Below are 25,488 nucleotides of genomic sequence, written 5' to 3' on the forward strand. Positions count from 1 at the left end.
CGCCTTTTACCCACGGATCAATCCGAGCAACATACGCAACGCCGCCTCTGCCGATAAGCGAATGTTCTCCAAACGAGGATTCTCCCCGAAATGAAAACACTCGGAGAGAATCTTTTCTTTATAAGCGGCGGCTATCCAGACCGTTCCTACCGGTTTCGATGGAGTCCCGCCTCCCGGTCCGGCGATTCCGGAGGTAGCGACAGCGCAATCACATCCCAATACCCGCATAGCTCCACGGGCCATCTGCTCCACGACCGGTTGGCTTACGGCCCCGAAAGCGCTCAAGTCTGCCTCGGAAACACCGAGCACATTATGTTTCACCTCATTGCAATAGGAAACTACGCCTCCGGCAAAATACTCCGAACTGCCGGCTATGGAGGTTATCATACTGGCGATCTTCCCACCTGTACAACTCTCTGCCGTACCCATCATCAAGTGTCCTGATTTGAGCACGTTCGCTACTGCCAATTCTATTGGTAAACCATCTATTTCCATCGCTATAATGATAATAGGAGTTTCATTAGGGATAAACAATAGTTTCCTCTCTAGAAAAAAATAGTTTCTATTAGAAGAAACTTTTGTTTTCCCTAGGAGAAACTTCTGTTTCTCTATAGTAAAACTCTTTTTCTATAAGACAACCCGGGAGAAAGGAGCGGCATCCATCGGACAGAACTCCTTATCCATATATTTATAATATCCCGTGATAGCGACCATAGCGGCGTTATCCGTGGTAAAGGAGAACTTCGGGATATGTACTTTCCAGCCGAAACGTTTCGCGTGATCCAAGAACGCATCACGCAAACCGGAATTAGCCGATACACCTCCGGCAACGGCAACTTCCTTTATATTCAAATCCTTTGCCGCCTTGCGCAATTTACTCATCAAGATATCGATTACCGTAGCTTGCAAGGAAGCGCATAGGTCTTGCTTGTTCTTCTCGATAAAATCCGGATCGTCTTTCAAATGATCTCGCAAAGTGTACAAGAAAGAGGTCTTCAAGCCACTAAAGCTATAGTCATACCCGGGGATATGCGGTTTACTAAAGGTAAAGGCATTCGGATTGCCCTCGTTCGCCAAACGGTTCACTACAGGGCCACCGGGATAACCCAATCCCATCACCTTGGCGCATTTGTCGAAGGCCTCTCCCGCGGCATCGTCGATTGTCTGGCCAATCACCTCCATGTCATTATAAGCGTTCACTTTTATAATTTGCGAGTTACCTCCCGAAACCAACAAGCAAAGGAAAGGAAACGAAGGAGCGTGATCATCGTCTGGGGTTTCCTTGATAAAATGAGCCAACACATGAGCCTGTAAATGATTGATCTCGATCATCGGAATATCCAAGGAAGCGGCCAAACCCTTAGCGAACGAGGTCCCGACCAATAAGGAACCCATCAAACCCGGCCCGCGGGTAAATGCCACGGCACTCAACTCGGACTTATCGATCCCCGCACGCTTGATCGCCTCGGCCACTACCGGAATGATATTCTGCTGATGGGCACGGGAAGCCAACTCGGGAACAACCCCGCCATAGGCCTCGTGAACGGCTTGGCTGGCTATTACGTTGGACAGCATCACGCCATCCCGGATCACGGAAGAGGAAGTGTCGTCGCAGGAGGACTCGATTCCTAATATCGTTATACTCATATCTTCGTCTTTTTTTCCGCGAATTAACGAAATCTATCGCGATATTGTTGTAGATTTGCGCTAAATAAATAGAAAAGATATCAGAGGACTTAAATACATAATCATTACCCTGCTTACGTTATTCTGGATATTTTATGCGTTACCGGGCATCTTGCTGAGAATCCCTTACATCCAAACCCAAGTCTCGGAAATAGCCACGGCCCAGTTATCCAGCCATCTCGGTGTGCCCGTAAAGATAGGAAATGTGGATATCGAATGGTTCAATCGTCTGGTACTGGAAGGGCTTTATCTGGAAGATCAAGACGGGAAAGTCATGTTCGAGGCGAACCATGTGGCGGCGGGATTCGAGATCATGCCATTACTGGAAGGGAAGTTCGTCTTCACGACGGTACGCCTGTTCGGTTTCTCCTTCAATCTACGAAAGCATACGCCCGAAAGTCCTTTGAACCTGCAATTCGTGATCGACGCTTTCGCCAGTAAGGACTCGATAAAGAAAGAGAAGAATATCGATCTCCGTTTCAACTCCATCCTGATCCGAAGAGGTAATTTCAGCTATAACGTGGATAGCGAGAGAGAGACCCCTGGAAAGTTCAACGCCAAGCATATCGATATCAAGAACCTGAGTGCCAAGATATCTCTCAAGGCTTTTAACAAGGACAGCGTGAACGCTCATATCAAGAAGATGAGTTTCGACGAGGCATCCGGTTTCTCCTTGAATAAGTTATCGCTAAACGTGGTCGGGAACCGGGATAGCGCTTTCGTGCAAGATTTCGAGGTACGTTTGCCGCAGACAGACTTGAACATCGGTCTTGCCCGGATCGATTTAAGTAAGATCGATAGCCTCCCCGCTCTCTTGAACAACGCTCCGATCGATTTGAATATAACGCCTTCGCAAATCTGCCTGAAAGACTTATCCCCTTTCGTCCCGGCGTTCAAGAATTTCGCTGATACGATCGAGTTATCGGCCGAGGCAAACGGCTACATCAATAATTTCAACTTGAAGCGTCTCACCTTGAAATATAGCGATAAGATGCTGTTTATCGGCCAGATGGAACTAAAGAACATCACCCATCCCGAGGAAACGTATCTTTTAGGGAAAGTGAATAAGATGTATATCACGACAGACGGTATCTCCAGCCTGGCCAATAACTTCAATGAGCGTCCGAAAAGTCTCCCTGCCCCGGTCGTCAAATTGGGCACGATCAATTTCACGGGCGAGATATCGGGCTTTTTCGACAACTTGGTAGCTTTCGGAAAGGTATCGTCTTCCATCGGTTCCATACAGACAGACTTGATATTCGGTAGCAACAAAGATAAAAATATAGCCGCTTATCTACGAGGACGTATCGCCTCTAGCGACATACAGTTTCACGAGTTGTTCGGGGAGGATAACCTTTTCGGGAAAGCCCGCTTCGATATCAATATCGATACCCACAAGCCTGTTGGCGGGAATTTCTCCGGAAATATCCAAGCGCAAGTCAAGGAGTTCGATTATAAAGGATATAAATACAAGGATATAAACCTTTCCGGCAATTTCAAGAAGAACAGTTTCGATGGGACTATCCATGTAAACGATCCTAACGGCGAATTACACGCCCAAGGCATCTTCCAGCATCAAGGGCAAAATTCCTTGTTCAATTTCACCGCCCGCCTCAATCACTTCCGTCCGGACCAATTGAACCTGACGGACAAATACGAGGAGCCGAATATCTCTTTAGCGTTAAACGCTGATTTTACAGGAGATAATATCGATAATCTGGAAGGTAACATCACGTTAGACAGTCTTTCTTTCGAGACCGCTCCCAGCAGTTTCTTCTTGAAGAAACTCAATGTAGTGGCCTCGGGGGATAGCCTCAACCGGCAATTAACCATAACTTCCGATATCTTGAACGGGGAAGTCACGGGGTCTTATTCATTCAACACGCTAATTCCCAGCCTTATGAACACGTTCAAGGGATACGTGCCGGCCCTGATCAACACGACCCAGAAAAAACAAATCGTGAAGGAGAATAACTTCGCTCTCCTGCTGACGGTCGAGAATACGGAAGCGCTTTCTACGACTTTGAAGCTGCCGTTCACGATGGTACAGCCCGGACGGATCACGGGGCATTACAATAATATCTATAATAAATTCCGTATCGAGGCGTGGCTCCCGAAGTTCAACCTCGGAAAGTCTATGTTCGAATCCGGATACTTGGTTTGCGACAATCCGGACGAGAAGGTGAACCTTCAATTAAAAACGGTTAATTACAACGATAAGGGATTACGTAATTATCTTGATCTCAAGGCAGACGCTAAAGACAATTTAGTGAACACCGTGATCGGATGGGCGAATAACAAAGAGCGGTTATTCAAGGCCGATATCTCAGCCTCTACCCTTTTCGTCGAGGAGGAAAACGAGAACGGGCGGGCCAAGTTACGCACGGAAGTCTCGTTAAACAAAAGTCCTCTTATCATTAAAGACACGCTATGGACCATCAATCCGGCGCATATAACGATCCGGGAGGGTAAGATCGGCATCGAGCATTTCCGGGTAGATCATGATACTCAATATTTATCCATGGAAGGGGTGATCTCTAAAGATCCGGCAGATACCCTGTTGGTGGATTTAAAGCAAATAGAACTGAGCTACGTCTTTGATGTATTGAATATCCCGGTCTTGCAGTTCGCTGGCGAGGCGACCGGCAAGTTCTACCTGAACGACTTATTCAATAGTCGCATGCTAAACACGGATCTGGAAGTAAAGAATTTCTCATTCAACCAAGTCACCTTAGGCCGTCTCAATCTTTTCAGCGAATGGGACAACGCGCAGAAAGGTATCCTTATGTTGGGAAGTATCTACAAGAACGACAGCACCTGGACGGATGTGAACGGTTACGTATTCCCGGTAGGGCCTAACGCGGGACTATCCTTGTATTTCGATGCCAATGACATCAATCTGGCCTTCCTGCAACCCTTTGTCGATACGGTCGTAAAGAACCTGCAAGGCCGGGGATTCGGAAACATACACCTGCACGGCCCCTTCAAGGCGCTGAATGTAGAGGGAGACGCTTATGTCATGGACGGAGGGGTCGGGGTTGATTTCCTGGACACTTATTACACTTTTTCCGACTCTGTGCATTTAGACTCTACGTCCGTCAATTTGCGGAACATCACGGTCAAGGATCAATTCGGGAACTCCGGGAAAGTCAGCCTCAAATTCAACCACTCGCATTTCCGGGATTACAACTTCCTCGTAAACGTGCAGGGAAATAAGATGTTGATGTATAACGCCAACCAGAAAAAGAACCCGCTGATCTACGGAACGGTATTCGCCAGCGGTACGGCGCAAATCAAGGGCAACGGTAAGTTGATAGACTTCGACATTAATATGAAAAGCGAACCTAAGACCGCCGTCTATCTGGATTTCATGAATAATAACTCGGCTACGGACTATGACTTCATCACCTTCGTAGACAAAAGCAAGCTGGCCACTAACGTAGACTCCACCACCACGCATCCATTAAATATCATACACGAGACCGACGAGGGGGCCGAATTACGAATGAACTTCCTCCTCGATATTACCCCCGATGCCGACATCGAGCTAATCATGGACCCGGTAGCGGGAGACCGTATCAAAGGAAACGCCAGTGGAAGCTTGCAAATACAATATGGAACGAGAAGTGATCTTCGCATGTACGGCGACGTGAATATCGTACAAGGAAACTATAATTTCAGCTTGCAGCAAATCATCCATAAAGAATTCAAGATCAGAGACGGTAGCACGATCAATTTCCGGGGCGATCCGTTCAACGCCCATATGAATATCAACGCGACCTACAATTTGACCGCAAATATAGGCGACCTGGATCAGAGTTTTTTACAGGAAAGCTCGCGGACAAACATACCTGTCAATTGCGTGCTAAACCTTGAAGGCGCATTGCGCAGCCCGTCTATTTCCTTCGACCTGGAATTCCCGAACTCTAACGAAGAACTAGAACGTCAAGTCAAGGCCTTTATCGATACGGAGGATATGATGACCCGGCAAATCGTTTATCTGTTGGTCTTAAATAAATTCTATACTCCCGAATACGCCCAGACAACTTATAAGTCTAGCGAACTAAATGCCGTGGCCTCATCCGCTATCTCTGCGCAATTATCCAATTTGCTGGGAAGTTTCACCGACAAGGTACAAATAGGAACAAACATACGAGCCGGACAAGATGGCTTCAAGGAAGACACTGAATACGAAATGCTATTATCCAGCCAATTGTTAAACAACCGGTTATTGATCAATGGAAATTTCGGTATGAGGAACACGGTCAACACAGGGAAAAACAATACGTTCATCGGAGAGTTCGACTTAGAATACAAATTGACTCCTTCCGGCGAGATCCGACTAAAAGCCTATAACCATGCCAGAGATATGTATTTCGGCCTGAAACAAGCCTTGACCATACAAGGTGTGGGTATCATGTACCGGAAAGATTTTACAAACCTCTCTGAGATTTTCAGAAGAAGAAGGAGACCTCTTTTCCCCTTGGCGCCCAAAGACTCTACGGGTATCTCTCCCACAGTAAAGGACTCCACGAATACATCTCCCGCCGTCAAGGATTCAACAAATCTTTCACAGCCGACCGATAAGAAGTAAGGGAAGTACTTTTCAAAACTTTCTTACGCGGTTTTTTATCGGCTTCCGGCAAAAGATAATCCCAGACCGTCTTCATTTTAGATAATAACTGATGTTCGCCTCCTTCCAGCCGGGTAGCGTATTCATCCATCAACAAATCATGAAACGTTACCAATCTTTCCCGTATCTCTTTTACGTTCAAGGCCTGTCCGGACATATATTCCGAAGCCAACCAAGGAGAAGCCAACAACCCTCGTCCCAGCATGATCCCGGCAAGCCCCGGAAAACGCTCCTTTACAGCCCGGATATCTTCCAGACCAAGTAAATCTCCATTATAATATAAAGGATGTCTGCATTCCTCGTAAAAGCGGGAGAATCCATCCCAATCTACAACCCCTTTATATTGCTGTATCCCTAACCGGGGATGCAAGGTTATATGCTTCAAAGGCAACTTATTCAATAAAGGAAGAAGCGCGAATGACTCTTCCGTACGTTCCCACCCCAAACGCATTTTCACAGAAAAAGAAAGATCCGGAAACTCCTCGATCGTATGTAACAAAGACTCGGCCTCTTCCTGATGCGGCAAAAGCCCAGAACCTCTATGGGCACGGACTTGCATAGGGAAAGGACACCCTAAATTAATATCCACCTCCCGATATCCTTTCTCCCGGAATAAACGTACGATCAACCGGAACTCGTCCGGTGTGGAAGCGATCAATTGCGGTACGACATGCGCCTGCTTATTTCCATCCCTGGCGATATCCTTCAGATCCTTATTCCGGAAACCACTTTTTTCTACCCTTACGAAAGGAGTATAATACGTATCCACACCCCCGAATATCCGGGCGTGCACCTCCCTATAAACCGAATCTGTATATCCCTGCAAAGGAGCGAAATGAATCACAGCCATATCAAGCGAAGATTTCCATGAAAATCGATCTCAACCGGCTTTTCGCCAACTCAAAGTCTTGCGTCTCCCCCAGCTCCATGGCCAAGGAAGTAACACCTTTATCCGTAAAACCACAAGGGTTGATCAACGAAAAATAACTCAGATCCGTATTTACATTCAAGGCAAAGCCATGCATCGTAACGAACCGGCTGCTCTTCACGCCAATCGCACAGATCTTACGGGCACGTCCCGGCACTTCCGGTTCTAGCCACACGCCCGTCGCTCCTTCCAGTCGTTCTCCTTTCAAGCCATAAAGCGACAGGAAACGGATGATCGTCTCTTCCAGCGTATAAACGTATTGCTTCAATCCCATACCCCAATATTCCAGATCAAATACCGGGTAACCGGTAATCTGTCCCGGTCCGTGATACGTTATATCCCCCCCTCTGTTTATATGGTAAAACGAGACCCCTCGTTCCCGCAAGGCCTCCTCGGGAATAAGCAAATTAGAGTCTTTTCCACTTTTACCGATCGTCAAGACCGGTAAATGCTCGCAAAAGAACAATTGATTATCCTCTTTCTTTCCCGCCGCTTTCGCTTCTAATAAGGCCTCGAAAGCGGCTGTCTGATATTCTAACGCATCGGCATAGACGATTCGTCCTAAGTCGTGATAACGGAAACTTTCCATTTCTTTCTTCTTTTTAACCTTTCCGGCATCCGGGGCTACTTACCCGGTACCAGATCCATATTCACCTCGCCAGAGGTATTATCAAATTCTTCGTATTCAGAGAGACAAAGGTAAAGAATATTTCAGTTTCCGATAGACTGAAACCCATAATTTGCAGAAAAGGCACTATCTTTGGCTTCTGACAACTTTCCAGCCTGTCATATGGTTATTTTGATAAATAAATAAGTATGGAGAATCGTTTTTTAGAACTCATAGAGAATAGTATCAAGGAGCATTGGGATCTCCCGGCATTCTCCGATTATAACGGACACACCTTTCATTATAAGGACGTAGCTCGTCGAATCGAGAAATTTCATATTATCCTAGAGCATGCCGGTATCAAGAAGGGAGACAAGGTAGCCTTGGTAGGGCGTAACTCCTCCAACTGGGCGATCTGCTTCTTCGGGATCTTGGCTTACGGAGCCGTAGCCGTGCCTATCCTACATGAATTCAAGCCGGATAATATACATCATATCGTAAACCATTCCGAGGCAAAGGCTGTGCTTGCCGCTTCCAGTAACTGGGAGAATATGAACGAGCGCATGATGCCCGACGTGAAACTATTCATGATGCTGGATAATTTCTCGATCATCCATAGCAAAAACAAGGAAGTCCGGATGGTAAGAGACCGGATCAATGAATATTTCGGTAAAAAATATCCCCGGTCATTCACCTCGAACGATGTCCGGTATCACGTAGAGAAACCGGATGAGCTGGCGGTGCTCAACTATACCTCCGGAACCACCAGTTTCTCGAAAGGGGTCATGATCCCCTACCGGAGCTTATGGAGTAATACGCAATTCGCTTACGACAACCTGCCATTCATCCATCCGGGTGATAACATCGTATGTATGCTCCCGATGGCCCATATGTACGGATTGGCATTCGAGGTATTGAACTCCGTGAATAAAGGTTGCCATGTACACTTCCTCACACGTACTCCCAGCCCGAAAATCATAGCGGAAGCCTTTGCTACGATCAAACCGGCGTTAATCTTGGCCGTCCCCCTGATCATCGAGAAAATCATCAAGAACAAGGTATTCCCGGAGCTGGAGAAGCCCTTGATCAAATTGCTTTTGAAAGTACCTTATATAGACCAGAAAGTACTGGATACCATTTCCGCCAAGCTGACGGCATCCTTCGGAGGAAACTTCGGGGAGATCGTCATCGGAGGAGCCGCCATCAACAAAGAGGTGGAGACGTTCTTGCATTCCATCCATTTCCGCTATACCGTAGGTTACGGAATGACCGAGTGCGGCCCGTTGGTCTCTTATGCGCAATGGGACGAGTTCAAGCCCGGCTCGGTAGGACGTATCGTCGACCGTATGGAGGCCCGTATCGACTCAGAAGACCCGGAAAACAAGGTTGGGGAAATATTGGTAAGGGGAATGAACGTGATGCTCGGCTATTACAAGAACCCGGAAGCCACGAAAGCCGTCATGATGCCCGACGGATGGATGCGTACCGGCGACCTGGGAACCCTCGACAAAGACGGATTCCTATACATCCGCGGACGCAGTAAAACCATGATCCTAGGTCCCAGCGGACAAAACATCTATCCGGAAGAGATCGAGGATCGCCTGAATAATATGCTATACGTAGCCGAATCGCTCATCATCTCCCAAGGAGGCAAGCTGGTCGCCCTCATCTACCCCGATTGGGAGCAAGTAGACAAGGCGGGCATACAACATTCCGAAATCGAGAAGTTGATGCAAACCAACATAGACCAATTAAACGAGGAGATGCCGAACTATAGCAAGATCGCCTGCTTCAAGCTGTATCAAGAAGAGTTTGAGAAAACACCTAAAAGAAGCATCAAGAGGTATTTATACCAACCGGCCGAATAAAAAGAAAGCCGTCTTTTTCGTTAAAGACGGCTTCTTTTATATAAAGTAAATTTTATCCTTGACGAAAATCTTTTAATACTTTTTGTAATTCTTGTCGAGCGAAAAATATACGGCTCTTAACCGTTCCCAGAGGAACACCCAGTTTATCAGCGATCTCGTTGTACTTATAACCGCTCAAGAACATAGAGAACGGGACTTTCAACTCATTATTCAAGCTATTGATCGCTTTCGTGATCTCTTGAATCTGATAAGCGCCATCCGGAGAGTCAAAACCTGAGTCGTTCACGACATCCAAGTTGTACAAATCGACACCCTGATCTACGACAGTCTGTGTACGGACGATCTTGTGATAATTGTTGATGAAAATGTTACGCATCACAGTCAAGACCCAGCCCTTAAAATTGATATTGTCTACAAATTTTTCTTGATTGTCTAAAACCTTCAGCGTTGTGTCCTGCATCAGATCTTGGGCATCATCTCTGTTTGCCGTAAGCATAAGCGCAAAATTCATCATGTTTTCTTGCATGCTCAATAATTTTTTCTGAAATTGCAACGCATTCATATTGTTACTAGTTAAATAAAGTTTAATACTGTAAAAGTATTATCCCTCAAACATTGAAGGATGCAACAAATATAGGAATTAAAAATGGAGATATGCAGTTCTTTGATAAATATTAATATTAAAAATCGTAACTTAATATTTTTGTTGTAAATCTTATTGAAAATGAGTATTATTTACAAGTTATACAAGTTACAAAAATCAACATTTACAAGAGACATGTTACAATTTTCAAGCAAGCATTAAAAACGAATATAATACAAACAAAATGAAAGTTTTATTAACAGTATTAACAAGTATAATCCTTATACTCTCGTCCTCTTTTCAATCGGCAGCCAAAGAAAAAACCTTAATATACACGATCGATATAAAAAAGGAAATCGATAACACCACATGGATTTACCTCCATAACGGGTTGGCCGAGGCTAGGCGATTAAATGCCGAAGCGATCCTGCTGCATATGAACACATATGGAGGGTTGCTGGAATCGGCAGACTCCATGCGGACGGCTATTTTATACAGCCCCATACCGGTATATGTATTTATCGATAACAACGCGGCCTCGGCAGGTGCTTTAATTTCCATAGCGTGCAAGAAAATCTATATGCGGAAAGGAGCGAATATAGGAGCGGCCACGGTTGTCAACCAAACAGGAGCGGCCCTACCCGACAAATACCAATCTTATATGCGCTCCATGATCCGGTCTACGGCCGAGGCACAGGGAAAAGACACGCTTATGCAAAACGGTGACACGGTCTACCGATGGAAAAGAGACCCATTGATCGCCGAGGCGATGGTAGACGACAGGGTGGTAATACCCAACCTCATCGATAGCGGAAAGGTACTGACGTTTACCGCACAAGAAGCGCTTAAATGGGGTTATTGCGACGGGATAGCCGAAAGCCCGGACCAGGTTATCACAGAATATATCGGATACAAGGATTACGAGATTAAAAGTTATGAACCTTCTTGGTTCGACAATGTAAAAGGCTTTTTTATGAGTCCGGTGATACAGGGTTTATTAATCATCTTTATTATCGGCGGTATTTACTTCGAGATGCAAACCCCGGGGCTTGGTTTCCCATCAGCGGCAGCTATAATAGCGGCGATTCTTTATTTCGCTCCCTTATATATGGACGGGTTGGCCGAGAACTGGGAAATCCTGCTATTTATCATTGGCGTTATCTTGGTAATGCTGGAGATATTCGTGATCCCGGGTTTCGGCGTAGCGGGGATAAGCGGTATCCTCCTCGTGGTAGGCGGGCTTACGATGAGCTTGCTGGACAACACCGATTTTGATTTCCGGGGCGTATCGGGAATGGATACGGGAAGGGCCGCCCTTACGGTCTTATTGGGGCTGGGTATCGGGTTCGCTTCCGTGATATGGTTATCCGATAGGATAGGCCATAAGGGGCCGTTTAAGAAAATGGCATTAAACGCCGATTTAGAAAAAGCGGTATCCACCCCCAGCCTGGCACGGCTGGTCGGTAAAGAAGGCAGGGCCGCTACCGTCTTACGCCCATCGGGTAAGGTATCCATCGAGGGAGAGCTGTACGACGGCATATCGGAATCCGGCTTCATAGAGAAAGAGACCCCGGTAAAAGTGGTCCGGTTCGAGAACTCGCAGGTATACGTAACCAGCCTATAGGCGAACCTAGGCGATCCGTTTGTAAGCGATGCGTTTATTGATCACCACATACTCCATCGTCCCCATCGCCATCAAGTCGCTCAATATGTCTCGAGCCGCGTAATAGTTGATATGGGCGATACGGCAGAACCGCCTTATGCTGATATACGGATGCTCGTCGAGCCAAGAGAACAGGATCTCGACGGGCTTGCTTATCTTCAGCAACGTACCCTCTCCGGCCTTCCGTTTCTCCCATGCCCGCATGAGGACCTCGTTCGCCAATATATTCTCGTCTGCCACCCGGATATACGCCTTATATCTATCGTCCTTGTCGGGTGCCAGATGCGGCCTGTCACCGCTTGGGGCGATATAGACCTCCAGCACGGTCTTGCCGCAGACATCCCAGCGCTTGGCCGTAAACGGCACCTCCGGGCGTGTATACATCTTAGACGCGGCCTCGATCATATAATACTCCTCCTCGCTCCTCACACCGGAAATAGCGCCGTTATCCTTCACCCCGATCAGCAACCGCCCGCCATCTGTGTTAGCGAACGCACTCAGCGTACGGGCGATCTTCTTGCTGTCGCTCACCTCAAACTTGAAATCGAGTTGTTGGTGCTCCCCTTGTTCTATAAGCGCTTCAATCGGATGTCTCTTCTTCATTTTGGCCTCTGTTTTGAAGCGCGAAATTAAAATAAATACCTAACTTTGGCAATCGAAAAACTATAAACGATGTCTCAGATACCTGCACTAATATCAGATCTCGCGGTCATACTCATATCCGCCGGACTGGTTACTTTGTTATTCAAAAGGTTAAAGCAACCGGTCGTATTGGGATATATCGTAGCCGGAATACTCGCCGGCCCTTCCATCGAACAAGTCCCGACAGTTACAGATGTAGAAAGTATCCGTATCTGGGCTGATATAGGCGTCATTTTCCTATTATTCGCGCTGGGCCTCGATTTCAGCTTCAAGAAACTGATGAAGGTAGGCGGAACCGCCGTCATAGGGGCCATAACGGTTGTCATAGGCATGATGACAGCGGGATACATCACCGGGCTATCGCTCGGCTGGGGGCATATGAACAGTCTTTTCCTCGGAGGGATGCTATCGATGTCGTCTACGACGATTATCTTCAAGGCCTTCGATGACATGGGGTTGCGTAACCAGCGGTTCGCCGGTGTCGTATTCGGTATCTTGGTGGTGGAGGATCTATTCGCCGTATTATTGATGGTATTGCTTTCTACCGTGGCGGTAAGCAAGCACGTGGAGGGGATGGAGATGCTGGACAGCGTGGTCAAACTGGGTATCTTCCTCCTATTCTGTTTCGCGGTGGGAATCTACCTGATCCCTTCTTTCCTGAGAAAAGCCAAGAGCTTCCTCAACGAGGAGACGCTGCTGATCGTGAGCATCGGGTTATGCCTCGGTATGGTCATGATCGCCACAAAAGCGGGATTCTCGTCGGCTCTCGGGGCTTTTGTGATGGGTTCTATCTTGGCCGAGACCATCGATGCCGAGCGGATCGAGCATCTGGTAAAACCGGTAAAAGATCTATTCGGGGCGATCTTCTTCGTGTCCGTGGGCATGCTGATCGATCCTCTGATGCTTTGGGAATACAAGATACCGATCTGTATCATCACGCTCGTGGTCATGGCCGGGCAGATTTGTTTCGCCTGCTTCGGCGTATTGCTTTCCGGGCAACCCGTAAGAATAGCGATCCAAGCCGGTTTCTCGCTAGCGCAGATCGGAGAGTTCGCCTTCATCATCGCAGGCCTGGGATTATCGCTGAACGTGACGGACCAATACCTCTACCCGATCGTCGTAGCCGTATCCGTGCTCACCACATTCTTCACCCCCTATATGATCCGGCTAGCCGAGCCTACCTACAAATGGGTGGAGCGGATCATGCCGGAGAGTTGGAAGCAGTTCCTGGAACGGTATTCGTCCGGTTCCAATACGATCCGCCAAAAAAGCGCATGGGACAAGTTGCTAAAATCCTTGGTCCGCATCGTCGGCACTTATACCGCCGTCTGTCTCGTGCTCATCTTTTTATGGCTACAAATCGTGACCCCGTTCATCTGCGGACATTTGCCCGGCATCCAAGGCAACCTCATTTCCTTGATCTTGATCCTAGCCTTGATCTCCCCGATGCTGCGGGCGATCATGATGAAAAAGAACCATTCCACGGAGTTCCAGCAATTATGGAACGACAATAAATATAACCGGGGTCCTTTGGTCTCGCTCGTGATCCTGAGAATCTTGCTTTGTATCGGCCTCGTCATGCTCCCTGTCGCACGGCTGCTGAATGTAACGGTGGGAATCATGCTGGCGATCGCCTCCGTTCTCATCGTCTTGATGATATTCTCCAAACGCCTGAAAAAGCAATCGATCTTGATCGAGCGGCATTTTTTCAACAACCTCGTGGCAAGGGAAGTGGAGCAAGAACGAAATGCCTCGATCAACCAGCGTTTCGCCAACCACTTGCTTGAGCGAGACCTCCACTTGGCAGACTTCGAGGTCAAGCAGAATTCTCCTAGTATGGGAAAAAGCTTGAAAGAGCTAAACTTCAGGCAGAAATGCAACGTAAATGTCGTGACGATCATCCGAGGGGAGAAACGGATCAACATACCGGGAGGAGACGAGTGTCTGTATCCTTTCGACAAGCTGATCGTGGTAGGATCGGACGATGACCTGGAGCATTTCAGGAAATATCTGGAGGAACGTTACAAGAAGTCGTACACCAAGCAATCGAGCACCAGGAAGGAGGAGATGAGCATGGAGCAGATCATCATCTCGGAAGGCTCCCGGCTGATCGGCCGTTCCATCATCGAATCCGGTATCCGCGATAAAGCAGCTTGTCTGGTAATCGGTATCGAACGGGGTAGTACCTCGATCAAGAACCCGCCTCCCAGCACGGTTTTCGAGGAGGGGGATATCGTATGGATCGTAGGTGAGCGTGGCAAGCTGATACAGCTAAGCGAAGGAAAAGTAGTGACCAGTTGATAAAGCGATAGATATAACCAGTTAACAAAACGACATAGAATGATGAGATTTATAGGAATTATTCCAGCAAGGTACGCTTCCAGCCGTTTCCCGGGGAAGCCGTTGGCAGACATGGACGGGAAGCCCATGATACAACGTGTATATGAGCAAGTAAAGGATGTATTAGACTTCGTATGCGTAGCTACCGACGATACCCGGATAGAGGAGGCGGTCAAGGCCTTCGGCGGCCATGCCGTCATGACCTCCGACCAGCACCGCAGCGGCACGGATCGTTGCTACGAGGCCTACCAGAAGATAGGCGAGGGCTATGACGTAATCGTCAATATCCAAGGCGACGAGCCTTTCATCCAGCCCGGACAAATCCAGGCGGTCAAAGCCTGTTTCGCCGACACGGACACGCAAATAGCCACGTTGGTAAAGCCTTTCCATGCGGACGATGATTTCGAGAGTACCTTATTCAACCCCAATTCTCCGAAGGTAGTGCTCAACAAGAATAACGAGGCCCTGTATTTCAGCCGTTCCATCGTCCCCTATATCCGGGGCAAGAAATATACGGAATGGCTATCGAGCCATACTTTCTACAAGCATATCGGATTATATGCCTACCGTGCGCAGGTATTGGCAGAGATCACCCAGTTGCCCCAATCTCCCTTGGAGCTGGCCGAGAGCCTCGAGCAATTGCGATGGCTGGAAAACGGGTACAAGATCAAGGTCGGTATCACCGAGCAGGAAACGATCGGCATAGATACGCCGGAAGACATGGAGAAGGCCCTGGCCTTCCTCGCCAAGCATCGCTAGCAAACCGCAAGACCTCCCCTACCCCGGACGAACGGAAAGCCGGACGGAGCAGGAGGCTACCTGATACGAAACGCCCCCTAAAAGTTTGATGAGAAACTTTTAGGGGGCGCTCTTATGAAATACGGTTATGAACGAAGGCCGATATAATCCTATCGTTTTTTCTTGGCCTCTTGCTGCTTGCGCAACGTCTCCTGCTGCGCCCGCTGAGCTTCCTCCAGACGTTTCAGGAAGCCGGATTTCTTCATCGGCTTACGTTTGTTGGCCTCCAGCTTCGCCAGCAACTTATCCTCATCGATCGTATAGCGGAAAATCAATGTCTGCACGATCGTGATCAGCGTAGAGACGAAATAGTAATAAGTAAGACCGGAAGCGTATTGGTTGAAGAATACCAAGAACATCAACGGCATCATGTACATCATGGCCTTCATGCCCGGCATCTGTTGCTGCCCGGTATTCGTCATTTCCATATTATACTTGGTATAAAAAATATTCGTGATCGTCATCAGCAAGCAGAACAAACTGATGTGGTTCCCGAAATAGGGAGTGATGATCGGAATATACTTATCCCATGTGAAGATAGCGTCGTAGGTAGACAAATCGTGCGCCCAGAGGAAACTCTGGTGACGCAGCTCGATAGCCGAGGGGAAGAACATGAACAGGGCGATCAGGATCGGCATCTGCAACAACATCGGCAAGCAACCGCTCATCGGGCTCGCTCCCGCACGGCTGTAAAGCTCCATCGTCGCCTTCTGCCGCTCCATGGCCTTGTCTTGGCCGGGATACTTAGCGTTGATCTCCTCCACCTGCGGACGCAGCACACGCATCTTGGCAGACGACATATAAGACTTATACGTCAGCGGGAAAAGGATGATCTTCACGATCAAGGTCAGCAGAAGGATCAATACACCGTAGTTGTGGATAAACTTACCCAGGAAGTCGAACAAAGGGATCACGAAATACTGGTTCACCCAGCGGAAGATACCCCAACCCAGCGGAACCAGTTTCTCCAGATCGAGCTGCTGGTCGGCGACAACTCCCTTGTCGAACGACTTCAGCAAGGCGAACTTGTTCGGCCCGAAATAAAAAGACAGGTTCGTAGGCTCCTTGCCCTGCAAGTCGAAAGGAATGGAAGTGGTCGTCTTGAACCGCTTCAGCACATCCCCTTCCGGGATCGCCTTCGAGTCTAAGGTCGTAGCCTCAAACCCATCCCCCGAGATCAATACAGTAGAGAAAAACATATCCTTGTACCCGATCCATCTCAAACGGTTCGAGATCTGCTTGCTGTCGCTACTCGACTCGCTCAGGTGCTCCACGTCGTCGGCCATGAACTTATAGCTCAAGGTCACGTAGCGATCCTCGAACTTACGTCCTTTCTCCTGCTGACGGATATCCTGCTCCCACAGCAAATCCAAGGCGTTCGTGCTCGGCGCCAAGACACCGTTCAGGCCCGTACCCAAGATCTGGTAGCGCACCATATAATCATCCGGCTTCAAGGTATACGTGAAATCCAGGTGACTGCCATCGCCGGCATTCAAGCGCATGATCACGGTATTCGGATCTTCGCTCTTCACCGGGGTGAAGTACAGGTCGCCCGTATTCACGACACGGTTCGTAGCCGTGACCAGCGTAAAATTAAAATCAGACTCTTTCTCGTCGAACAAGACGAGAGGCTCGTCATTATACGTATCGTACTCCTTCAGGCGTGCGTAGCAAATACGCCCGCCCTTATTGCTGATACGAAGCTCGACCACGTCATTTTGCAGGGTCGTATAGCCTTCCGAGCCAACCATGGCATCGCCAAACACCCCGAAGCTCTGCTGCAAGCGCAGCGCCCGTACCGAGTCCGGCAGGCTCTCCAACGAATCCTCTACTAAAGCGCTCTTGTTCTCTTGTTTCTGCAATTCCAGTTGCTGGGCATACTCAATCTTCGCGATCGAGTCTTGGTAGCGGCGTTGCGCCTCCAACTGCTCAGGCGTCGGCTGGTTGAACCAGCTAAACGCAAATAACACGACACCGATCAGCAGAAAACCTATTAATGTGTTTTTATCCATTTATCACCAATTATTTTTTATTTTCGATAGCAGCTCTCACAAAGCTGAGGAAAAGAGGATTCGGGTTCACCACGGTGCTATTGTACTCCGGATGATACTGCACGCCGACGAACCATTTCAAGGCAGGGATCTCCACTACCTCCACCAAGTTCGTCTCCGGGTTCTCGCCCGTACACATCATGCCGGCGGCCTCGTACCGGTCCTTATACTCGTTGTTGAACTCGAAGCGATGGCGATGGCGCTCTTGGATATGCTCCTTGCCGTATGCCTCCCATACCTTGGAACCTTCCTTCAGCGTACAGTCGTAAGCGCCCAGACGCATGGAACCTCCCATGTTGGTAACGTTCTTCTGCTCCTCCATCAGGTCGATCACCTTATGCGGCGTGTTCGGCTCCATCTCCGTGGAGTTAGCGTCGGCCAAGCCCAATACGTTACGGGCGAACTCGATCACCATGCACTGCATACCCAAGCAGATACCCAAGCAAGGTACATTATGCTCGCGGGCATACTTGATAGCGGCGAACTTGCCTTCGATACCTCTCTGCCCGAATCCCGGGGCGATCAGTATACCGTCCATATCCTTCAATTGGGCGGCGGCGTTCTCGTTCGTCAGCTTCTCGGAGTGGAACAAGTGCAAATCCAATTTATGATGATTGTAAATAGCGGCTTGCAACAAGGACTCGTCGATCGACTTGTAAGCGTCTTGCAACTCCACGTATTTACCTACCAGACCGATCTTCACCGTATCCGTGGCCGTGCTCTTCAAGGCCAGGAACTCCCTCCAGGGCTTCAGCTCCGGGGTCGGGCCTACCTCCATGCCTACCTTGCGCAATACGACCTCGTCCATCTTCTGGCGTTGCAACACCAAGGGTACCTCGTAGATCGTCGGCACGTCGATAGACTGGATCACCGAATCCTCGGCCACGTTGCAGAACAACGCTACCTTGCGCAGTAAATTCGCATTCAACTCGCGCTCCGTACGCAGCACCAGCACGTCCGGCTGGATGCCCAGCTCCTGCAACTGCTTCACGGAGTGTTGCGTAGGCTTGGTCTTATACTCTTTCGCCGCGGCGATATAAGGCACGTAGGTAAGATGCACGCAAAGGCAGTTCTTGCCCAGCTCCCACTTCAACTGGCGTACGCTCTCGATGAAAGGCAGAGACTCTATGTCGCCTACCGTACCGCCGATCTCGGTGATCACGAAGTCAAACTTATACTTGCTTCCCAATAATTTCACGTTGCGCTTGATCTCGTCCGTGATATGAGGCACCACCTGTACCGTCTTGCCCAGGTAATCTCCCCTGCGCTCCTTGTTGATCACGCTTTGATAGATACGTCCGGTAGTGATATTATTCGCACGGGTAGTCTGGACATTCAAGAAACGCTCGTAATGGCCCAAGTCCAAGTCGGCCTCATGCCCGTCTACGGTCACGTAACATTCCCCATGCTCATAGGGATTCAACGTACCCGGGTCGATATTGATGTAAGGATCGAATTTTTGGATAGTAACCTTGTAACCTCTCGCTTGAAGGAGCTTACCCAAAGAAGCGGAAATAATCCCCTTTCCTAAGGAAGAGACTACGCCGCCTGTAACGAAAATGTACTTTGTATCTGCCACGATAGTAATATTTTAGTTATCTTTTTAATTGCACACCTGCATTTCGAAACCGCGAAGTTAACGATTTTCATCGAGACATGCCAAATTTAATGTTTTTATTTCATGTAGTACTACATTGCAGGTCCCGAAACCTTCGTAATCCACTAACCTGCAACAATATAAAAGCGCCCCAAAACTACTGATGTAGCACCCCAATGTAGCACCCCTTATATTAATAAATAATATATATATAACTCTTCTTTTTATTTTTTTTCGAAAAAAAGAAATTCCGACTATTCGCGAGAGCCTGCACGACAGGTAGCGCGGCCCATCGGCACGGGTAGCGTAGCCCATCGGTACAGGCAGCGCCGCCTCTCGCTACCGTATGCGTATCCCTTCGCTACCTGTCGCGTATATATTCTCATATTCCCGGATTTAATTCCCCGACATAAAGATACGGATTAATACCGATATACGGACGCTTATCCCGTATCATTATTACATTTTATCTCTCGTTTTCTCACCGTATTACATATTTGTACATAATCTGCCGGACAAAGGTTCGTATCTTTGTATCCGTGACAGAGATTTTACCCAGATAAATAATCAAATCTTTATGTTGTATATCATTCTTTTTAGCTAATTTTGCAACCGCTACAACGAATTAAAGATGTAAATTAAGGTGTATTATGATGACGAAAAGGCAGGGTGTGTATGCGTTATTACTACTATTCTCATTCATTATCAACTCGGCATACAGCCAAGAGAACCAATTAGTTACCGGGGCAATCGTTCAGCGTCCGGCAGAACGGGCCGTATCGGAAGACACGATCCCGGAGATCCTTCTCGACGAGGATGAGCTGGACAACATCGTAGACATCCGCCAGCAATTCGAGAAGCAGAACAAGACCTACTCGGCTCCCATGCCTTCTAGCTCGAACCTGCTGCGCTTCTTGAAGAAAGACGAGCTGGAGATATCGGACGAGGCGATGTACTGGGCCCGCCTTGTACGAGACGCCTCCACCCTCTTCGACAACACGATGACCTTCCGGGATACCATAATCGTAAACCCGCTGTTCATGCCGATCGTCTTCCGGGGAGATTACCTGCCCAAGAACCTGATATTCTATGATTTCGACTTCCTGAAGGAGAAGACACCGTATGATAACCTATACCCAACGGACTCTATCTTCAAGGACCAGGAACGAAACAAGCAGTTCGAGGAGATGGCCTACAAATACGTGCAAAACAATTACCCTACCTATTTCCGCTACTCCGAGCGAGACCTGCCCGACGAGGTGATCAAGCCCAAGTTCATCAAGAAGAACATCTACGAGGACCTGCCGATCAAGGTGGAAGCGGACGCTAACGTAGAAGACGTAGACGCTCCGGCCCGCTTCATCCCCGAACGCAAATATTGGATATCGGCGTTCGAGAGCGCCTTGCAGTTCTCCCAAAATTACGTATCCGAGAACTGGTACAAGGGTGGTAGCAGCAACTTGAACCTGTTCACCAAGAACAACCTGAAATACGACTATAAGAAAGACAAGGTGCAAGTCACCAACGAGCTGGAATTCAAGGCCAGCGTATATACGGCGCCGAAGGATACCCTGAGAAACTACAAGATCGGTGACGACGTGTTCCGTATCCACAGCAACGTCGGTTACCAAGCGTTCAACAAATGGTACTATACGTTCGACGCCGAGTTCAAGACCCAGTTCTTCACCAATTACCAAGAGAACGAGCATATCAAGCAAGCGGCGTTCCTCTCGCCCTTCTCCCTCAACTTCGGTCTCGGTATGAAATATGAGCTGGAGAAACAGATCAGCAAGCATAGAAAGATCAAGTTCAGTACCAACTTGGCGCCTTTCTCCTACACGTATATGTACTCCAGGCAGGAAATCGACTACAGCCGCCACGGTTTCAACAAAGACGAGGAGACCGGGGAATACGAGAACCGCCTGAGCCAGATCGGTTCCACCGTTCGCGCGGACCTCACCTTCGATTTCAACCGCAACGTGAGCTGGCAGTCTCGCGTCTACTTCTTCACCACTTACGGTAACCATACGGTCGGAGAGTTCGAGAACACCCTCGTCTTGGCCATCAGCCGCTTCTTCTCCACACGCATTTATTTTCATCTGAGATACGATGATGGAGTGGAAAAAACAGAGGATAACAAGAGTTATTTCCAGCTTAATGAGTTGTTAAGTTTCGGTTTTAATTACAAATGGTAAGGCAGTTGAGAGCAGACAGCAGACAAGTGATAGTTGAGAGCCGAAAAGGGCTAAAGACTATTTAACAACTGAAGCGAAATATTTTTCATTCTTAACGGTCAATTATCAACCGCCAATTGCCAACTGATTCAAATTAATGTTTACTTTTGCCGTGATTTTGCAATGTCGAGATTACAAATATGAGCGAAAGTATAAATCATACAGGATTCGTAGAGAAGATCGATGGCGATACCGTCTTCGTCCGCATCACTCAGCAATCCGCATGCTCGGGATGCCACGCGCAATCTATATGCTCGGCCTCCGAGAAAAAGGATAAGATCATCGAGGTACCCGACCGTTCGGGACGGTTCCGCGTGAACGAGGAGGTGATGGTATGCGGACAGAACTCCATGGGGCTTCAAGCCGTGGCGCTGGCTTTTGTCATCCCCCTGGCGATCGTCGTGGCCGCCATCGTGATCGGAACGAATTTACATTGGAACGAAACCACGAGTGGGTTAACCGGTTTGTTGCTTTTGCTACCTTATTACTGTATACTATACTTAATGCGAGACAAACTGAAAAGACGATTTATATTTACTTTGAAAAAACTTAATTGATAATATATCATGATTTTAATTGCCGTTATTTCATTAGGAGCAATCGGGGCGGTGGGAGCAATCTTCCTCTACGCCGCTTCCAAGAAATTCGAAGTCTATGAAGATCCGCGCGTCGCGCAAGTGCAGGAAGTCCTTCCGGGGGCGAACTGCGGAGGTTGCGGTTATCCGGGTTGCGCCGGATTCGCCGGGGCTTGCGTGAAAGCCGACTCGCTAGACGGGTTGCTTTGCCCCGTGGGTGGTGGCCCGGTCATGGCCAAGGTCGCTACGATACTAGGCAAAGAGGCGGGTACGACCGAGCCCATGGTAGCCGTTGTCCGCTGCAACGGGACTTGCCAGGCCCGCCCTCGTACAAACACTTACGATGGAACGAAAAGCTGCGCCATCGCCTCTACCCTTTACGGGGGCGAGACGAATTGTTCTTTCGGTTGCCTCGGTTATGGCGACTGCGTGAACGCTTGCGCCTTCGATGCCATCCACATCAACCCGATCACGGGAATCGCCGAGGTAGACGAGCAGAAATGTACCTCCTGCGGCGCATGCGTGAAAGCTTGCCCGAAGAGCATCATCGAGCTGCGGAAGAAAGGGCCTAAGTCTCGCCGGATCTACGTATCGTGCGTGAACAAAGACAAGGGAGGCGTGGCTCGCAAGGCTTGTGCCAACGCTTGCATCGGTTGTGGCAAATGCGCCAAGGAATGCCCGTTCGAGGCGATCACCGTAACCAATAACGTAGCTTACATCGATTACACGAAATGCCGTATGTGCCGTAAATGCGTGGCCGTATGTCCGACCGGGGCTATCCACGAGCTGAATTTCCCACCTCGCAAGGAGGCCGCTCCCGCACCAAAGGCAGAGAGCGTGAAACCGGCTCCGAAAGCGGAGAACGCAAAACCGGCTCCGAAGGTGGAAGCTCCCGCCCAACAACCGGAGACCGCTTCCCCTGAAGCTACAGTGAAAGAAAAAACAAATCAAAATTAAAATCTAATAGTATGCTAAGGACATTTCGAATCGGAGGTATACACCCCCCCGAGAATAAACTGTCTGCCGGTAAGAAAATTACGGCTCTCGCTACGCCTAAGCAGGTAATCATCCCCCTCAGCCAGCATATCGGCGCTCCGGCGCAACCCGTGGTGAAGAAAGGAGACCTGGTAAAGGTGGGCACGTTGCTAGCCAAGGCGGGTGGTTTCGTATCCGCGAATATCCACTCCTCCGTATCCGGCAAAGTGAACAAGATAGATAACGCTCTCGACGCTAGCGGATACAAACGTCCCGCTATCTATATAGATGTGGAAGGTGATGAATGGGAAGAGACGATCGACCGCAGCGAGACCGTGGTGAAGGAATGCACGCTGTCTTCCAAGGAGATCGTAGATAAGATCGCCGCCTGCGGTATCGTAGGCTTGGGCGGTGCCACTTTCCCCACGCAGGTGAAACTGATGCCGCCTCCCGGCAACAAGGCCGAGATCGTGATCATCAACGCCGTGGAGTGCGAGCCTTACCTTACCTCCGACCATTCGTTGATGCTGGAGAAAGGCGAGCAAATCTTAGTAGGTGTCACGATCCTGATGAAAGCGGTCAATGTGAACAAGGCCGTGATCGGTATCGAGAACAACAAGCCCGACGCTATCGCCCATCTGCAAAAACTGGCGGTAAACTATAAAGGCATAGAGATCATGCCGCTCAAGGTACAATATCCGCAAGGAGGAGAGAAACAATTGATCGATGCCGTCATCCGTCGGCAGGTAAAGAGCGGCGCGCTTCCTATCTCGGCGGGCGCCGTGGTACAGAACGTAGGAACCGCTTACGCCGTTTACGAGGCGGTGCAAAAGAACAAGCCGTTGTTCGAGCGTGTGGTGACGATCACGGGTAAGGCGGTAGCAAACCCATCCAACTTCCTGGTTCGCATGGGAACACCTATCAGTTGCCTGATCGAGGCTGCCGGCGGCCTGCCCGAGAACACGGGTAAGATTATCGGTGGAGGTCCGATGATGGGTAAGGCGTTGATCAGCGCCGAGGTTCCGGTCTGCAAGGGAAGCTCCGGCGTTCTGTTGCTTACGAAAGAGGAATCTGTACGCAAGCTGGTACGGGATTGCATCCGTTGCGCCAAGTGCGTAGGAGCCTGCCCGATGGGGCTGAACCCTACCCTGCTGATGAACGCCACGGAATTCCAGAACTGGGAACTGGCAGAGAAGAATTATATCACCGACTGTATCGAGTGCGGGTCTTGTAGTTACACCTGCCCGGCCAACCGCCCATTGCTGGACCAGATCCGGTTGGGCAAAGGAAAGGTGATGGGTATTATCCGGTCTAGAAAGTCATAAAACGAGAGAGCAACATGGAAAATAATTTATACGTATCGCCCTCGCCCCATATCCACGGCGGCGACAGCATAAGCAAAAATATGTATGGTGTACTGATTGCCCTTATCCCGGCTTTCTTGGTATCCCTTTATTTCTTCGGCCTGGGAGCGTTGATCGTCACGGTCGTATCGGTCCTGGCCTGTATGGTATTCGAGTATTTGATCCAGCGGTTCCTGATGAAAAAGGAACCTACCCTTTGTGATGGCTCCGCTATCCTGACGGGCGTATTGCTAGCCTTCAACCTACCTTCCAACCTACCGGTATGGATCATTATCATCGGAGCGTTGGCGGCTATCGGCATCGGTAAGATGTCGTTCGGCGGATTAGGCAACAATATCTTCAACCCGGCGCTGGTGGGCCGTGTGTTCCTGCTGATCTCCTTCCCGGCTCAGATGACAACCTGGCCGGTGGTAGATGCCTCGAACGTTTTCCCGATGACTTATACGGATGCCCAGACCGGGGCTACGGTACTGTCGTTGATGAACGAAGGTGTCACCGAGCTTCCCTCTTACGGGAATATGCTTGTGGGAGCGATGGGAGGCAGTCTGGGTGAGGTAAGTGCCATCGCCTTGATCCTCGGTCTTTTATTCATGCTATGGAAAAAGATCATCACTTGGCAGATTCCGGTTTCCATCTTGGTTACCGTATTCGTATTCACGGGTATCATGCACTTGGTGAACCCGGTACAATACGCCAGCCCGTTCGTTCATTTACTGTCGGGCGGCTTGTTGCTAGGTTCCATTTTCATGGCTACCGACTACGTGACCTCGCCGATGAGCAAGAACGGAATGCTCGTCTATGGCGTGGGAATCGGAGTCCTTACCACGGTGATCCGTCTGTTCGGGGCTTATCCGGAAGGTATGTCGTTCGCTATCCTGATCATGAACGCATTTACTCCGCTAATCAACAGCTATATCAAACCTAAACATTTCGGAGGAAAGTAA

General features: G+C 49.0%; 19 protein-coding genes. 10 read left to right on the plus strand and 9 right to left on the minus strand.

Going from position 1 to position 25,488, the window contains the following annotated elements; genetic code table 11:
* Window positions 1-6: 6 nt before the first annotated feature.
* Complete coding sequence (locus tag Q0110_RS01455) at window positions 7-495, minus strand: CinA family protein (protein ID WP_297901228.1); 489 nt, start codon at window positions 493-495, stop codon at window positions 7-9.
* Window positions 496-627: 132 nt separating this feature from the next.
* On the minus strand, window positions 628-1,647 hold the full coding sequence (tsaD, locus tag Q0110_RS01460; protein ID WP_297901231.1) for a tRNA (adenosine(37)-N6)-threonylcarbamoyltransferase complex transferase subunit TsaD: 1,020 nt from the start codon (window positions 1,645-1,647) through the stop codon (window positions 628-630).
* Window positions 1,648-1,756: 109 nt separating this feature from the next.
* On the opposite strand from tsaD, the gene Q0110_RS01465 reads away from it, so the two are divergent.
* Entirely contained in the window at window positions 1,757-6,280 is a 4,524-nt protein-coding gene (locus Q0110_RS01465) for a translocation/assembly module TamB domain-containing protein (protein WP_366139628.1), read from the plus strand.
* Here the strand turns inward: Q0110_RS01465 and Q0110_RS01470 are convergent.
* Window positions 6,237-7,169 (minus strand): tRNA-dihydrouridine synthase family protein, encoded by a 933-nt coding sequence (locus Q0110_RS01470; RefSeq protein WP_297901237.1) that lies wholly within the window; start codon window positions 7,167-7,169, stop codon window positions 6,237-6,239. The two genes, Q0110_RS01465 and Q0110_RS01470, sit on opposite strands and share 44 nt — an antisense overlap.
* Window position 7,170: 1 nt before the next feature.
* Window positions 7,171-7,836 carry a lipoyl(octanoyl) transferase LipB gene (gene lipB / locus Q0110_RS01475; protein ID WP_297901241.1) on the minus strand — a complete coding sequence of 222 codons (666 nt, stop codon included), beginning with the start codon at window positions 7,834-7,836 and terminating at the stop codon, window positions 7,171-7,173.
* Between the two features lie 227 nt (window positions 7,837-8,063).
* On the opposite strand from lipB, the gene Q0110_RS01480 reads away from it, so the two are divergent.
* Window positions 8,064-9,722 (plus strand): AMP-binding protein, encoded by a 1,659-nt coding sequence (locus Q0110_RS01480; RefSeq protein ID WP_297901244.1) that lies wholly within the window; start codon window positions 8,064-8,066, stop codon window positions 9,720-9,722.
* A 52-nt stretch (window positions 9,723-9,774) separates the two neighbouring features.
* Here the strand turns inward: Q0110_RS01480 and Q0110_RS01485 are convergent, their stop codons facing one another.
* On the minus strand, window positions 9,775-10,284 hold the full coding sequence (locus tag Q0110_RS01485; protein WP_297901247.1) for an RNA polymerase sigma factor: 510 nt from the start codon (window positions 10,282-10,284) through the stop codon (window positions 9,775-9,777).
* Window positions 10,285-10,549: 265 nt separating this feature from the next.
* Here Q0110_RS01485 and Q0110_RS01490 point away from each other — a divergent pair, with 265 nt between their 5' ends.
* Window positions 10,550-11,929, plus strand: a complete 1,380-nt coding sequence (locus tag Q0110_RS01490; RefSeq protein ID WP_297901250.1) for an NfeD family protein — start codon at window positions 10,550-10,552, stop codon at window positions 11,927-11,929.
* Window positions 11,930-11,935: 6 nt separating this feature from the next.
* Here the strand turns inward: Q0110_RS01490 and Q0110_RS01495 are convergent, their stop codons facing one another.
* The gene (locus tag Q0110_RS01495) at window positions 11,936-12,571 is read right to left on the minus strand and encodes an ATP-binding protein (protein ID WP_297901253.1); all 636 of its coding nucleotides are present in this window, start codon (window positions 12,569-12,571) and stop codon (window positions 11,936-11,938) included.
* A gap of 69 nt (window positions 12,572-12,640) precedes the next feature.
* On the opposite strand from Q0110_RS01495, the gene Q0110_RS01500 reads away from it, so the two are divergent.
* Window positions 12,641-14,911: a cation:proton antiporter gene (locus tag Q0110_RS01500; protein ID WP_297901256.1), complete on the plus strand. Its 2,271-nt coding sequence runs from the start codon at window positions 12,641-12,643 to the stop codon at window positions 14,909-14,911.
* 42 nt (window positions 14,912-14,953) lie between these two features.
* Complete coding sequence (kdsB, locus tag Q0110_RS01505) at window positions 14,954-15,709, plus strand: 3-deoxy-manno-octulosonate cytidylyltransferase (RefSeq protein WP_297901368.1); 756 nt, start codon at window positions 14,954-14,956, stop codon at window positions 15,707-15,709.
* Between the two features lie 149 nt (window positions 15,710-15,858).
* Here kdsB and yidC read toward each other — a convergent pair whose 3' ends face one another.
* From yidC to Q0110_RS01520, 3 genes are all read right to left on the minus strand, one after another.
* Window positions 15,859-17,760, minus strand: coding sequence for a membrane protein insertase YidC (gene yidC, locus Q0110_RS01510; protein ID WP_297901258.1), 1,902 nt, complete (start codon window positions 17,758-17,760; stop codon window positions 15,859-15,861).
* A gap of 10 nt (window positions 17,761-17,770) precedes the next feature.
* Window positions 17,771-19,378 carry a CTP synthase gene (locus tag Q0110_RS01515; protein ID WP_297901261.1) on the minus strand — a complete coding sequence of 536 codons (1,608 nt, stop codon included), beginning with the start codon at window positions 19,376-19,378 and terminating at the stop codon, window positions 17,771-17,773.
* 272 nt (window positions 19,379-19,650) lie between these two features.
* Window positions 19,651-19,782, minus strand: a complete 132-nt coding sequence (locus tag Q0110_RS01520; RefSeq protein WP_297901263.1) for a hypothetical protein — start codon at window positions 19,780-19,782, stop codon at window positions 19,651-19,653.
* A gap of 264 nt (window positions 19,783-20,046) precedes the next feature.
* Here Q0110_RS01520 and Q0110_RS01525 point away from each other — a divergent pair, with 264 nt between their 5' ends.
* From Q0110_RS01525 to Q0110_RS01545, 5 genes are all read left to right on the plus strand, one after another.
* The gene (locus tag Q0110_RS01525) at window positions 20,047-21,591 is read left to right on the plus strand and encodes a DUF3078 domain-containing protein (protein WP_297901266.1); all 1,545 of its coding nucleotides are present in this window, start codon (window positions 20,047-20,049) and stop codon (window positions 21,589-21,591) included.
* A gap of 179 nt (window positions 21,592-21,770) precedes the next feature.
* On the plus strand, window positions 21,771-22,187 hold the full coding sequence (locus Q0110_RS01530) for a SoxR reducing system RseC family protein (RefSeq protein WP_297901269.1): 417 nt from the start codon (window positions 21,771-21,773) through the stop codon (window positions 22,185-22,187).
* Between the two features lie 9 nt (window positions 22,188-22,196).
* Window positions 22,197-23,162 carry a Fe-S cluster domain-containing protein gene (locus Q0110_RS01535; RefSeq protein WP_297901271.1) on the plus strand — a complete coding sequence of 322 codons (966 nt, stop codon included), beginning with the start codon at window positions 22,197-22,199 and terminating at the stop codon, window positions 23,160-23,162.
* An 11-nt stretch (window positions 23,163-23,173) separates the two neighbouring features.
* Window positions 23,174-24,505 (plus strand): electron transport complex subunit RsxC, encoded by a 1,332-nt coding sequence (rsxC, locus tag Q0110_RS01540; protein WP_297901273.1) that lies wholly within the window; start codon window positions 23,174-23,176, stop codon window positions 24,503-24,505.
* 14 nt (window positions 24,506-24,519) lie between these two features.
* Window positions 24,520-25,488, plus strand: coding sequence for an RnfABCDGE type electron transport complex subunit D (locus Q0110_RS01545; RefSeq protein ID WP_297901276.1), 969 nt, complete (start codon window positions 24,520-24,522; stop codon window positions 25,486-25,488).

It is taken from the genome of uncultured Parabacteroides sp. (assembly GCF_947855115.1).
Classification (GTDB): domain Bacteria; phylum Bacteroidota; class Bacteroidia; order Bacteroidales; family Tannerellaceae; genus Parabacteroides.

Bases quoted from the DNA above. Each gene is read 5' to 3' on its own strand.
- Q0110_RS01535 (WP_297901271.1), top strand. From the start codon at position 22,197: ATGATTTTAATTGCCGTTATTTCATTAGGAGCAATCGGGGCGGTGGGA.
- yidC (WP_297901258.1), bottom strand. From the start codon at position 17,760: ATGGATAAAAACACATTAATAGGTTTTCTGCTGATCGGTGTCGTGTTA.
- Q0110_RS01485 (WP_297901247.1), bottom strand. From the start codon at position 10,284: ATGAATGCGTTGCAATTTCAGAAAAAATTATTGAGCATGCAAGAAAAC.
- Q0110_RS01530 (WP_297901269.1), top strand. From the start codon at position 21,771: ATGAGCGAAAGTATAAATCATACAGGATTCGTAGAGAAGATCGATGGC.
- Q0110_RS01490 (WP_297901250.1), top strand. From the start codon at position 10,550: ATGAAAGTTTTATTAACAGTATTAACAAGTATAATCCTTATACTCTCG.
- Q0110_RS01470 (WP_297901237.1), bottom strand. From the start codon at position 7,169: ATGGCTGTGATTCATTTCGCTCCTTTGCAGGGATATACAGATTCGGTT.
- lipB (WP_297901241.1), bottom strand. From the start codon at position 7,836: ATGGAAAGTTTCCGTTATCACGACTTAGGACGAATCGTCTATGCCGAT.
- rsxC (WP_297901273.1), top strand. From the start codon at position 23,174: ATGCTAAGGACATTTCGAATCGGAGGTATACACCCCCCCGAGAATAAA.
- tsaD (WP_297901231.1), bottom strand. From the start codon at position 1,647: ATGAGTATAACGATATTAGGAATCGAGTCCTCCTGCGACGACACTTCC.
- Q0110_RS01500 (WP_297901256.1), top strand. From the start codon at position 12,641: ATGTCTCAGATACCTGCACTAATATCAGATCTCGCGGTCATACTCATA.
- kdsB (WP_297901368.1), top strand. From the start codon at position 14,954: ATGAGATTTATAGGAATTATTCCAGCAAGGTACGCTTCCAGCCGTTTC.
- Q0110_RS01495 (WP_297901253.1), bottom strand. From the start codon at position 12,571: ATGAAGAAGAGACATCCGATTGAAGCGCTTATAGAACAAGGGGAGCAC.
- Q0110_RS01525 (WP_297901266.1), top strand. From the start codon at position 20,047: ATGATGACGAAAAGGCAGGGTGTGTATGCGTTATTACTACTATTCTCA.
- Q0110_RS01455 (WP_297901228.1), bottom strand. From the start codon at position 495: ATGGAAATAGATGGTTTACCAATAGAATTGGCAGTAGCGAACGTGCTC.
- Q0110_RS01545 (WP_297901276.1), top strand. From the start codon at position 24,520: ATGGAAAATAATTTATACGTATCGCCCTCGCCCCATATCCACGGCGGC.
- Q0110_RS01480 (WP_297901244.1), top strand. From the start codon at position 8,064: ATGGAGAATCGTTTTTTAGAACTCATAGAGAATAGTATCAAGGAGCAT.
- Q0110_RS01520 (WP_297901263.1), bottom strand. From the start codon at position 19,782: ATGAGAATATATACGCGACAGGTAGCGAAGGGATACGCATACGGTAGC.